The following is an 11443-nucleotide window of genomic DNA, read 5'->3' on the forward strand; positions in this document are numbered from 1 at the left end:
ATATTTTCCGCCAAGATGCGGTCTTCCACGAGACGGACCACGCGGTCCTTTGCATCCTGGTCAAATTTTTTGGGCATGTTCCAGATTTTCCCATCTACTCAAACGGAACAAAACCTGGGACACTTCAATCCACAGTTATATAATCAGTTTTCTAGACCCAGCGGTAGATCGTGGTGTGATCAACCGACACACCCCGCTGAAGTCATCATTTCCTCCAGAGCGCGGTAGCTCACCCCGTAGCGGCAGTACCACCCACTGCCCACAGAATAATGTCACGGGGGAAATGACGACCCGAGAAAATACCCATGGCTGTGATTAGTTCACGTCGCTCTTCCTACTGCCCCAACTTTGCAACAGCACCCAAAGCCCTGGAATGAACTCCTATCACCAGGGTCATTCCAGGGCATATTTCCCTGACTAAGAGAAGCAGTGACACAGAAGGTCTACCTCAGCGTGGGCCCTGTGGGCGTGCAGGTTCCGTGTGTGGCTGGTGTGCTGCGGCATGGTCGGCAGCGATTGATGACCGACTCTGGAGCGGGTGCCTTGTCTGGTCTCTCGGTTCAGGGTGGGTGGACTATTCGGCGGGTTGGATCTCACTCTCGGTGACCCACTTGTGGTTGGTCATCGTCATCCCGTCGACGGTGAGATCAACCATGTAGACCGTCTCCTCGGTGGAGTAATCGATGGTGGCCTCAGCACCCTTCATGCCGGACATGTGCTCGGCATCCAGGACAACGCTCGCCCCGTCGGGCAGGGGGGCCTGACCCGGATCGACGAGCTCCTCATGGACGACCCAGCGGTGGTCGGTAACCGGGGCCCCACCCTCGGCGGGAGTGTAGCTGACCGAATAGGTCGTGGTGTCAAACGCCCCGGAAATGGTGGCGGTGGCCCCGTCCATGCCGGGCATGTGGTCAGCGGTGAGGATGACCTCGGTGCCCACCGGGTACGTGGGATCCTCGGCCTCTTCAATGCCTGCCGGCGGTGTCCCACCGTCGGCAGGGTGGTCGTGCCCGCCGTGCTCTTCGTCGGCAGTGGTGGTGTCTTCCTGGTGGGTCTCGTTGGTCTCTGCGGTTGCCGTCGTGGTGCTGGTGGTGTCGGCATCGTCGGAGTTGTCGGTGGCGTCGCTGCAAGCGGTCAGCGCCAGGGTGGAGGTCAGTACCAAGGCGGCGAGGGTAATGCTGCGTTTCATGAGCGTTCCTTTCAAAAGTGGTGTGAGTTAGGGGTCGAGAGACAAGGTCAGTCAGTAACGGTTACGGGGGATATCGACCCACTGTGTTCCTCCTTCCCGTCGGTCGGAGCCAGGTGAGCCGGCTCCAGATCAATGCGGCGCAACAGCTGGGCGTTCAGGGCCACCACGATGGTCGAGGCAGACATCAAGATCGCGCCCACGGCCGGGGACAGCACGAACCCGATCGAGGCGAGCACTCCGGCGGCCAACGGCACGGCGAGGATGTTGTAGCCAGAGGCCCAGATCAGGTTCTGGATCATCTTGCGGTAGCTGGCCTGGGACAGCTCAATCATCGACAGCACTGCCCGCGGGTCATCACTGGCTAGGACCACCCCGGCAGATTCCATGGCCACATCCGTGCCGGCACCGATGGCGATACCGACGTCCGCGCGGGTCAGAGCGGGGGCGTCATTGACACCGTCACCGACCATGGCCACGCTCAAACCCCGGTCCTGCAGCTGCGTGACCTTGGTGTCTTTGTCCTGGGGCAGGACCTCGGCGAAGACCTCATCAATGCCTAGGTCCTGACCAACCGCCTGGGCCACCTGCTGGGCGTCGCCGGTAATCATCGCGACCTTCACCCCGCGGTCCTGCACGGCTTTCACGGCGGCACGGGATTCGGGGCGGATCTTGTCCTCGACGGCTACCGCACCGATGATCTGACCGTCGCGGACAATATGGAGCACACCGGCCCCACGCCCGGTCCAGGCGCTGGTGGTGTCGGTGAGCTCGGCCGGGGTGGTGAGGTTGAACTCGCGCAGCATGTTCGGCCCGCCCACGAGGATCTCAGCGCCATCGACAGTGGCCCGGACTCCCCGGCCGGAGGCGGCGCTGAAACCAATTGCACGGATTTGCCGACGGGAGGCCTCGGGATGGGCGGCCGCGGCCGCCACGATGGCGCGGGCCACGGGGTGCTCGCTGTCGGCCTCCGCGACGGCGGCCAGGGCCAGTAGCTCGCCCTCGGTGACGCCGACAACTGCCGCGACACCGGTGACCGCGTGCGTACCCTCGGTCAGGGTGCCGGTTTTGTCGAAGAGCACCACGTCGATGGTGCGCATCCGCTCGAGCGCCATCCGGTCCTTGATGAGCACCCCGGATTTCGCGGCCCGCTCGCTGGAGATCGCAATGACCAGCGGAATCGCCAGGCCCAGGGCGTGCGGACAGGCGATGACCAGCACCGTGACCGTGCGCACCACGGCATCGTCCGGGCTGCCGATGATGGTCCACACCACCGCGGTGATCAGAGCGGAGATCAGCGCGAACCAGAACAACAACGCCGCTGCCCGATCCGCCAGGGCCTGGGCCCGGGAGGAGGACTCCTGGGCGTCGGCAACCATGCGTTGGATCCCAGCCAGGGCGGTGTCCCCGCCGGTAGCCTCCACCCGGATGCGGACGGTGTTGTCGGTGGCCACGGTACCGGCGACCACCTTGTCACCGGTGTCGCGGAAGACGGGACGGGATTCGCCGGTGATCATCGCCTCATCGAATTCGGCGGCTCCGTCGAGGATGGTTCCGTCGGCCGGCACCCGGGCACCGGCCCTCACCAGCACGACGTCGTCGACGACCAGCTCGGAGATGGCCACGGTGCGGGTGGTCCCGTCGATGACTTTCTCGGCCTCATCCGGCAGCAGGGCAGCCAGCGCGTCAAGCGCGGAGGACGCGGCCCCGAGAGCGCGCATCTCCAGCCAGTGGCCCAGCAGCATGATGGTCACCAGCAGGGCCAGCTCCCACCAGAAGTCCAGGTCAAAACCGCCCAGCCCCAGAGTGGTGACCCAGGAGGCGACAAACGCCACGGTGATGGCCATGGCGATCAGGAGCATCATCCCGGGTTGGCGGGATTTCAGTTCTTTCCATCCGCCCTTGAGGAAAGGCGTTCCGCCGTAGACGAAGATGATCGTGCCCAGCACCGGGGGGATCCAGGTGGATCCGGGGAATGCCGGGAGGTGGTAGCCGAGCAGGTGAGCGACCATGGGGCTGAAAATAATGACGGGAATGGACAGAATCAGCGACCACCAGAAGCGGTCCCGAAACATTGCGGTGCTGTGTCCGGCGTGTTCGCCGTGACCATGAACGTGGTGGTCTTCGTCCGGGGCGGAATGCGGGTGATCGTGGGGCATTGCCTGGCCGTGGGTGTCGGCATCTGCGTGGTGTTCGTGGCTGGCATGATCCGGGTGGTGGGTGTGGTCTGTTTCCGGAGCGGGGTGATCACCATGGTGATCACCCGAATGGTGGGGAGTGCTCATGACGTTCCTTTCGCTCAACCCGGTCGGGGTCGAGATGATGGGTAAAACTGATCAGGATAAGACGGTGTAGCCAGCCTCCTCGATGGCCCGGCGAACGATCTCCGGAGGTACGACACCGGTGACCGTGACGGTGGAAACTCCACCAGCAGCGAGATCAATCTGGACGTCGTCGACTTGGGGGAGGGCCTGAAGGGCCTGGGTCACGCTTTTCGCGCAGTGCCCGCAGGTCAGGCCGGTGACCTGGTAGCTAGGGGAGGACCCTCCTGCTGACGAGTCGCTGGCGGCAGGGATGGAGGCGGTGTCGGCACGTGAGGCAGGTCCGCAACAGCTGCAGCCGTGGGAGGCCATCGGCAAGAGGCGGGGCGGGGAGGTGATCATGGGAAAGCTCCTACGAGTCGGTGGGATGCGGCGATGCCACTCTCTAGCATATACCCCCCAGGGGTATATTTTCAATGGGTGGAGGGCGCGGCTCTCACGCAGGGCAGGGTGTGGTCACCGAGCAGCCTCCTCACTGTCGGGAGGGGACAGCGGGAGGCGGAGGGCAAACACCGCTCCGCGACCGGGTCCGGGGGAGGTGGCGGTGAGAGTGCCGCCGTGGGCCTCGATCAATGCCTTGGAGATGGTCAGACCGATACCGGCCCCGCCGTCGTCCCGGCTGCGGGCGGCATCCCCCCGGTAGAAGCGTTCGAAGATGTATCTGAGCTGGTCAGGCGGGATGCCCTCGCCGTCATCGGCGACGTGGATGAGTGCGGTGGACGCCCCCTGTCGGTGGACGCTGATCCGGACCTGCCCGCCGGCCGGGGTGTGTCGTAGCGCGTTCGAAAGGAGATTGCTCATCACCTGGCCGAAGCGTTGCCGGTCCACGAGCACCCGGGCGGTGTCCGTAATGGTCTCGACCTGTAAATCGACGCCTTTGTCAGCATAAGCCTCCCCCGCGGCAGCAGCGGCGGTATGGAGCAGATCCCCGAGCCCTTCCTCTGCCAGGTCGAAATCGATCCGGTGTTCCTGGGCCCGGGAGACATCGTCGATGTCTTCCATCAACCGGGTCAGGCGGGTGAGTTGGTCAGCCATGATCGTGTGGGTGGCATTATTCCAGTCCACGACCCCGTCCTGGAGACCATCGAGGTAGACCATGAGCACCGATAAGGGGGTGCCCATTTCGTGGGCCAGATCAGAGAGCATCTGGCGGCGGACCTGTTCGGTGTGTTCCAGCCGGTCGGCCATGGTGTTGAAGGCATGCGCCAGGGTGGTGACCTCGGGGCCTGCTTTTCCGGCGGGCACGCGGATACGGGAGTTGCCGGCCGTCAGGCTGGTAGCGGCGCGGGTGAGATCCTGCAGGGGGGTGCGCAGACGACGCGATAACCACAGGCTGGCCAGCAGGGCGCTGATCAAGGCGGTGGGCAGGGCGACGGCCAGGGTGATCAGGTTGGCGCCCCGGTAGGCCTGCTCGGCATGGAACAGCTCCAGCGAGGGGTCCTCCTGGCCGGTCATCAACATATGATCATGGAACAGGGTCGGACCCACCATCGTGGCCACGGCCGCAGCCACCAGCAGGCTAATCACCACGACCAACACCTGGGCGGCCAGGAAGCGGAAGGTCAGGCCGGGTCCGTGATTCATGGCTGCTCCACCCGGTAGCCCACGCCACGCACGGTGTCGATAAACCCCCGGCCCTGGGTGTCGGTGCCGAGCTTGCGACGCAAGTTGCCGATGTGGACATCGACGATGCGTTCATCACCGACCCAGGTGGTGTCCCAGACCTCGGTGACCAGGTCGTGGCGGGTCAGCACCTGGCCGGGGCGCAGGGCCAGGGCAACCAGCAGCTCGAACTCCGTGCGGGTGAGCTCCACGGTCGTCTCCCCCACCCGCACCTGATGGGCGACGGGGTCAAGGATGAGGTCACCAACGATCAAGGGGGTGGTCACCTGCGGTGGGGTGGTGCTGGTGCGCGGGCGGCGCAGCACCGCATGCACCCGGGTCACCAGTTCCCGGATGCTAAAAGGTTTGGTGATGTAGTCATCCGCCCCCAGGGTCAAACCGCTGATCTTGTCGTCCTCGCTGCCACGCGCGGTGAGCATGAGGATGTAGCAATCCGAGAAGGCGCGGATCCGTCGGCACACCTCCAGGCCGTCGAGTTCGGGCAGCCCCAGATCCAGCACCACAACATCGGGGGAAAAGCGACGGGCCTCATCCACGGCCTGGGTGCCGGTATGCGCCTGGCGGGTATCGAAGCCGGCCCGGATGAGGTAGGAGGCCACCATCTGAGCCAGGGGTTGTTCATCATCGACGACCAGCACCCGCCCCGGGGGCGTGGCGGTGGTCGGTGTGCGGTCAGCCATAGACCCCAGTATCGCTCCGGCCAGGGGGGGAATACCACCCTCGCTCAGTGCCCGGCGGGGAAATCTTCATCAAATCTTCAAACATCACCCTTCGACCGCCGTCACCCCTGTGCCCCACCCCGGGCCGGCGGCATCGCCTCCCCTGGTCAGTTCAGCAGGCTCCACCAGGGATTTCACTGCCTGCACCGCATACCCGGGGCGGGTAGAAGGACATCGCCCACGGCTGTGGGGTGGTGTACCAGTGGTGACCCAGCCCACCGAATTCACCCCATTTTCGCCCTGTTATAAGGCTGTGAGCAGGGTTTTTGATTGCTAGTCCGTCAGGCACCCGTGCTAGATAAAGGTATGGCACCGACCTTGAGGCGGTGTCTTCTCACGGTCTTACCACGATCCAAGGAGATTGACGTGAAACGAGCAGCGATCGCAGCCGCCGCCCTTGCCCTCACCCTCACGGGGTGTTCGGCCGCCGACCCGGAACCCACCGCCGACGGGACGGTGTCCCAGGATACATTCCTGACTACCCATGGCCTGGCCGCCATGGACGCGGTGGAGATCATTGATCACCTCGACCGGCAGAAGGTCACTGAGCGTCCCACGGATCTGATCGCCTCAGTGCGTGCCGATGAACTGCTGCTCTCGAGCGATGGCCAGGAAGTCGTGGTCGATCTTCCCGACAATCAGACGTATGTCTCGATCGCACCCTATCTCACCTCCACCCACGACTGCTTCTACCACAGCCTCACGACCTGCCTGGGGGAACTCGACAATGAGGATATCCAGGTCACGATCACCGATGAGGCGACCGGTGAGGTGCTGGTGGACGAGGCGACAACCACCTTCGACAACGGGTTTATTGGCTTCTGGCTTCCCGATGATGCCACCGGCCTGATTGAGGTCAGCTATCAGGGGCGTACCGGCACCACGGAGTTTTCCACCACCGACGACGGTGCCACCTGTGTCACAGACCTGCGCCTGACGTGATGGCTCAGCAGGGTCCTCACCTGCGCCTGTCTCCCGTGTCACTGAAATCTTGCATCAAGGAAGGTTAAATCATGACGAACGCGTTTTCCCGACGACAGTTTCTGCTCGGCGGGCTCGTCCTCGCCGGCACCGGGGCCGTGGCCGCCTGCACCAGCGACCCTGGACCCGCTGCCTCGGCACCAGGTCCCTCCCTTCGCCCCACTCCCACCCCCACTGCGCTCGGTGAGCCGACGGTGCGTCGAACACTGACCGCCCGGCCCCTCTCTCTGGATATCGGCGGCATCGAAGCCAAGACGTGGGGATACGTCTCTGACACCGGGGATGCGGCCATTGAGGCCACCGCCGGCGACGTACTCCAGGTCGATATCACCAATGAACTTCCTGAGAGCACCTCCATCCACTGGCATGGCATCGCACTCCACAACGCAGCCGACGGTGTGCCCGGCATGACCCAGGACCCCATTGAACCTGGCGAGTCTTTCTCCTATGCTTTTGAAGTCCCCCACGGTGGCACCTACTTCTACCATTCCCACACCGGCCTGCAGCTTGATCGCGGCCTCCACGCCCCACTGATCATCCGTGACCCGCAAGACGCTGAGGACCAGGACGTCGAGTGGACCATCGTGCTCGACGACTGGGTCGATGGCATTCAGAGCACTCCCGACGATGAGCTCGACAAGCTCACCGGAATGGGTTCGGGCGACCATAACGGGAGGATGGGAATGGGAGGTCACGGCCAGATGATGCACGGCACCCCGGACCGAGTACTGGGCGGGGATGTCGGCGATGTGATGTATCCGCACTACCTCATCAACGGACGTATCCCCCGTGCTCACCGGACCTTCGAGGCTCGCCCGGGCGACAAGGCCCGCCTGCGGTTTATCAACTCCGGCGGTGACACCATCTTCAAGGTGGCCCTCGGTGGTCACCGCATGACCGTCACCCACACCGACGGCTTCCCTGTCCAGCCCTGGGAGACCGAATCGATCTACCTGTCGATGGGCGAGCGTGTCGACGTCGAGGTCATCCTCGGCGACGGCATCTTCCCGCTCACGGCTTTGGCGGTGGGTAAGGACGACCGCGCCTTCGCCGTCATCCGCACCGCCGGCGGCCAGGCCCCCCACCCCGATGTCGACTTCCCCGAGTTGTCGTCCACCGGACTGCTTCTATCCTCCCTGAAGCCAGCAGACCGTGCACTCCTGCCCGAGGGCACACCAGACCGAGAAGTCAGTATCGACCTGGGCGGGCAGATGATGCCGTATGAATGGAGCATTCTCGCCGACGGCCAATCCTCCTCCGCGACCGTGCAGGAGGGCCAGCGCCTGCGGATGGTCATGCGCAACAGGACCATGATGCCCCATCCCATGCACATCCACGGCCACACGTGGGCGCTACCCGGCAGCGGCGGGCTACGGAAGGACACCGTCCTTCTCCGCCACGGTGAAACCATGATCGCCGACCTGATCGCTGACAACCCCGGTGAGTGGGCATTTCACTGCCATAACGCCTATCACATGGAAACCGGGATGGTCAGCTCGCTTCGCTACGAGTAACCCCCACAGCAGGGTTGAGTGCCGAGGTGGGCGGGGGTGTGAAGTGTCCCAGGTTTTGTTCCGTTTAAGTAGATCGGAAAATCTGGAAGATGCCAAGAAAATTTGGCCAGGATGCCCAGGATCGTGTGGTCCGTCTCATGGAAGACCGCATCTTGGCAGAAAACATGTCGATGCAGGAAGCGTGTAAGATCGCGGCACTAAAACTAGCTGTCTCGTGGCATGCTGCCCGGCAATGGGGAGGCGGCTCGTCGCCTTCGTGATGGCGTGCTGGTTGAGCGCATTAGTGCTGTTCATCAAGCTAATTACGGTGTCTACGGTGTGCGGAAAATGTGGCATGCTCTACGCCGTGCAGGAATCGATATCGGTCGTGAGCACACCGCCCGGCTGATGCGCCTGGCCGGTGTTTCAGGCAAAAATAAAGGCCGGTCACCAATTACAACGCGCACACCTCAACGTGCCGGATCTGCGCCCAGACTTGGTCGAGCGTGAATTCAAAGCCCAGAGCCCGAACAAGCTGTGGGTGGCTGACATTACGTATGTGCGCACGAAGAAAGGCTTTGTGTATGCCGCATTTGTCACCGACGTTTACTCCAGGCGGATCGTTGGGTGGGCGTTATCAGATTCCATGCGCACTTCAGGCTTTGCCGCTGCAAGCTCTCAACCAGGCGATAGTGTGTGCTGAAGAAACAACAGGTTTGGTGCACCATTCTGACCACGGTTCGCAGTATGTCAGTGTTATCTACAACGAGAAACTTGCTGAATTCCGGATTCAATCTTCCACTGGAACGGTTGGTGACTGATATGACAATGCTTTGGCTGAAAACGTGAACGGCCCCTCACAAGAACGAACTGATCCATACTCACAGGTGGGATGATGTTGTCGAGGTAGAAATCGCAACGTTCGAGTGGGTGTCATGGTGGAACGAGACAAGGCTGCATCAAAGCTTGGGGTACCGCACCCCGGTTGAGGTTGAAGCCTCGTTTTGGGAACAAGACGAGGCTCGGGAAACAATAGAAAATAGGGTAAATGCCTAGGAACAAAACCTAGGACACTTCACAGGCACAGATTCAACAACCGCACAAACACGAAAGGGGAAGACACTAAAGCCGCGCGGAAACAGGCACAGAAACACAACACCGTCGGGCCGACGTTCGCCCCTCGTGGCGACAGTTCAGCAACAGCTGTATAGTTCAGTGTATGCTGACTATTTCTTCGCGCTTGGACGTGATGAACCGATTGGGTCGGGCGATGGCAGACCCCACCCGATCCCGTATTCTCCTGAGCCTGCTGGGCGGCCCGACCTATCCGGCTGCTCTCGCCCGGGAGCTAGAACTGACGCGGTCAAATGTGTCGAACCACCTCACTTGCCTACGGGACTGCGGAATTGTGGTCGCCGAACCGCAGGGGCGGAAGACCCGCTACGAGATCGTCGACGCCCATCTTGTCCAGGCGCTGAACTCACTGCTGGATACCACTCTGGCTGCCGACGAGAATGCCCCATGTATTGACTCGGCATGTGATGTGCCCGGGTGCACCACCGGAGAGGGGAACAGGTAAGTGGTAACTGGTCTCCTGGGGGCGGTTGGTCTGTTTATCGCCACCAATATCGACGACATCATCGTGCTCTCGCTGTTCTTCGCCCGTGGGGCCGGCCAAGCAGGGACCACACTTCGGATCCTGGCCGGGCAGTACCTTGGTTTCGCGGGCATCCTCGCAGCCACGATTCTGGTCACCCTAGGGGCGGATGCCTTCCTGCCCACCGAGGCGATCCCCTACTTCGGGCTGATCCCCCTGGCCCTGGGGCTGTGGGCAGCCTGGCAAGCCTGGCGGGGAGACGATGACGACGATGACGCGAAAGTCAGCGGAAAGAACGTAAGCGTCTTGACCGTCGCCGGGGTGACCTTTGCCAACGGTGGCGACAATATCGGCGTCTATGTCCCGGTTTTTCTCAGCGTGGATACCGCCACCGTTATCATCTACTGCGTCGTCTTTCTGATCCTGGTGGCGGGCCTAGTCCTGTTGGCGAAGTTCGTGGCCACCCGTCCACCGATCGCGGAGGTTCTCGAACGCTGGGAGCATGTGCTGTTCCCGATCGTTTTGATTGGCCTGGGTATCTTCATCCTCGTCAGCGGCGGTGCCTTCGGCCTTTAATAAGCTCATCCCCCATGCCCCCAGGGCCTCTCTAGGTTTTCTCACCTGCGTCAACTGAACCGCCCATGAAGTTGTCAAAAGCCGTTGCCGCAGGGGCTCAACCACGCTAGGGCGACAGAAATTCCAGTGGGATGCTGAGATGGGCGAACGGATTGCGGACATCCTGGGGGATACGTCATTAAGTCGAGCACGCGTTGAGGCGGTCGCCGGGTCGTATCGTGCCTTGTCGATCATGGCGTCGAGGCTGTCATATGCTTTTGCATTAATTCGGTGGCCGAAGGTTTCTGCTTCACCGGGGGCCATCTGTGCCAACGCCTTCTGACTCTGACAGTAATTTTAAACCTGCCCTATTGGGGTGTACCTCGTCGAGGATCGCGCGGGTTGTCGGAACGGAAGGCCTGCACGCGGTTCCTGACGCCACGGCCAGGTGTAGCGAAGTCTCGTACTACTGGCCCCGAATCGAGAACACAGCATCGATAAAGGCTGTACTGATCTCTTGAGGACAGCCGCCGCGGTAGGCGGTGAAGTTTGCTTCGGGGATGTGGCGGGTTGCGGCAATGACAGCGTCAAACTGAGCCGAGGTCGTTGTCATGCCGGCGTTATCCCCGTATCAGTGGTATTTGGTACACCACAGGGTTTGGCCAGCGCGAGGTCTGCCAGGTGTTTCGGCAAGCGCTTGGCCATGGGCGGGAAGGTCGCGAACGTCAGTCCTCCCGAGATGACTGCACCGACTACAGGAATGGTTTTTGCTGCTCCCTTAGCGAAGCTCTGTTTCGTCATGCGGAAGTCGAGGTTGGCGTTTAACCCGTCGTTTACGGGTTAAGTAGCAGGAGGGGATGCGGACGAAATCTTGGAGAGATTTTCCGCATGACTAATATTCGATACACGAATGCGCAACGACTTAAAGCGTTAGAAGTATTCGACAGGACTCAATCTGCCACCAAGAC

At 62.1% G+C, this 11443-nt stretch carries 14 protein-coding genes and 2 pseudogenes; 8 read left to right on the plus strand and 8 right to left on the minus strand.

The features are described 5' to 3' along the window. Positions 1-154 precede the first annotated feature (154 nt). From U1140_RS11160 to U1140_RS11185, 6 genes and pseudogenes are all read right to left on the minus strand, one after another. Positions 155-307: pseudogene (locus U1140_RS11160) on the minus strand (IS6 family transposase); the annotation flags it as partial. Positions 308-574: 267 nt separating this feature from the next. Next, positions 575-1189, minus strand: coding sequence for a YdhK family protein (locus U1140_RS11165; RefSeq protein ID WP_049168108.1), 615 nt, complete (start codon positions 1187-1189; stop codon positions 575-577). A 47-nt stretch (positions 1190-1236) separates the two neighbouring features. Continuing rightward, the gene (locus U1140_RS11170) at positions 1237-3471 is read right to left on the minus strand and encodes a copper-translocating P-type ATPase (protein WP_369847933.1); all 2235 of its coding nucleotides are present in this window, start codon (positions 3469-3471) and stop codon (positions 1237-1239) included. 51 nt (positions 3472-3522) lie between these two features. Further along, positions 3523-3849, minus strand: a complete 327-nt coding sequence (locus tag U1140_RS11175) for a heavy-metal-associated domain-containing protein (RefSeq protein WP_278722462.1) — start codon at positions 3847-3849, stop codon at positions 3523-3525. Positions 3850-3963: 114 nt separating this feature from the next. Continuing rightward, positions 3964-5091, minus strand: a complete 1128-nt coding sequence (locus U1140_RS11180) for a sensor histidine kinase (RefSeq protein ID WP_369847934.1) — start codon at positions 5089-5091, stop codon at positions 3964-3966. After that, positions 5088-5810 (minus strand): response regulator transcription factor, encoded by a 723-nt coding sequence (locus U1140_RS11185; protein ID WP_021352496.1) that lies wholly within the window; start codon positions 5808-5810, stop codon positions 5088-5090. The genes U1140_RS11180 and U1140_RS11185 overlap by 4 nt, the downstream gene beginning before the upstream one ends. A gap of 405 nt (positions 5811-6215) precedes the next feature. Between U1140_RS11185 and U1140_RS11190 the strand changes: the two genes are divergently transcribed. The 8 genes and pseudogenes from U1140_RS11190 to U1140_RS11225 all read left to right on the plus strand — a co-directional run bounded on the left by U1140_RS11190 (position 6216) and on the right by U1140_RS11225 (position 10496). Continuing rightward, positions 6216-6791, plus strand: coding sequence for a CueP family metal-binding protein (locus tag U1140_RS11190; protein WP_284815624.1), 576 nt, complete (start codon positions 6216-6218; stop codon positions 6789-6791). A 71-nt stretch (positions 6792-6862) separates the two neighbouring features. Beyond that, entirely contained in the window at positions 6863-8344 is a 1482-nt protein-coding gene (locus U1140_RS11195) for a multicopper oxidase family protein (protein WP_369847935.1), read from the plus strand. Positions 8345-8387: 43 nt separating this feature from the next. Then, positions 8388-8604 (plus strand): annotated as a pseudogene (locus U1140_RS11200) (hypothetical protein). Next, positions 8564-8833 (plus strand): IS3 family transposase, encoded by a 270-nt coding sequence (locus U1140_RS11205; protein WP_369847936.1) that lies wholly within the window; start codon positions 8564-8566, stop codon positions 8831-8833. The pseudogene U1140_RS11200 and the gene U1140_RS11205 overlap by 41 nt, the downstream one beginning before the upstream one ends. Further along, a complete protein-coding gene (locus U1140_RS11210; RefSeq protein ID WP_369847937.1) occupies positions 8799-9026 on the plus strand; it encodes a DDE-type integrase/transposase/recombinase in 228 nt (75 codons plus the stop codon). The genes U1140_RS11205 and U1140_RS11210 overlap by 35 nt, the downstream gene beginning before the upstream one ends. Positions 9027-9196: 170 nt before the next feature. After that, positions 9197-9379, plus strand: coding sequence for an integrase core domain-containing protein (locus U1140_RS11215; protein ID WP_369847943.1), 183 nt, complete (start codon positions 9197-9199; stop codon positions 9377-9379). 163 nt (positions 9380-9542) lie between these two features. Beyond that, positions 9543-9902: a Cd(II)/Pb(II)-sensing metalloregulatory transcriptional regulator CmtR gene (cmtR, locus tag U1140_RS11220; RefSeq protein WP_249606219.1), complete on the plus strand. Its 360-nt coding sequence runs from the start codon at positions 9543-9545 to the stop codon at positions 9900-9902. After that, positions 9903-10496, plus strand: coding sequence for a cadmium resistance transporter (locus U1140_RS11225; protein ID WP_369847939.1), 594 nt, complete (start codon positions 9903-9905; stop codon positions 10494-10496). It abuts the gene before it with no gap. Between the two features lie 445 nt (positions 10497-10941). Here U1140_RS11225 and U1140_RS11230 read toward each other — a convergent pair whose 3' ends face one another. Both U1140_RS11230 and U1140_RS11235 read right to left on the minus strand, forming a co-directional pair. Beyond that, the gene (locus U1140_RS11230; protein WP_369847940.1) at positions 10942-11088 is read right to left on the minus strand and encodes a hypothetical protein; all 147 of its coding nucleotides are present in this window, start codon (positions 11086-11088) and stop codon (positions 10942-10944) included. Next, positions 11085-11276, minus strand: a complete 192-nt coding sequence (locus tag U1140_RS11235) for a hypothetical protein (RefSeq protein ID WP_284574483.1) — start codon at positions 11274-11276, stop codon at positions 11085-11087. The genes U1140_RS11230 and U1140_RS11235 overlap by 4 nt, the downstream gene beginning before the upstream one ends. Between the last annotated feature and the right edge of the window lie 167 nt (positions 11277-11443).

Origin of the sequence: Corynebacterium drakensteinense, from assembly GCF_041224285.1 — a bacterium.
Lineage (GTDB): Bacteria > Actinomycetota > Actinomycetes > Mycobacteriales > Mycobacteriaceae > Corynebacterium.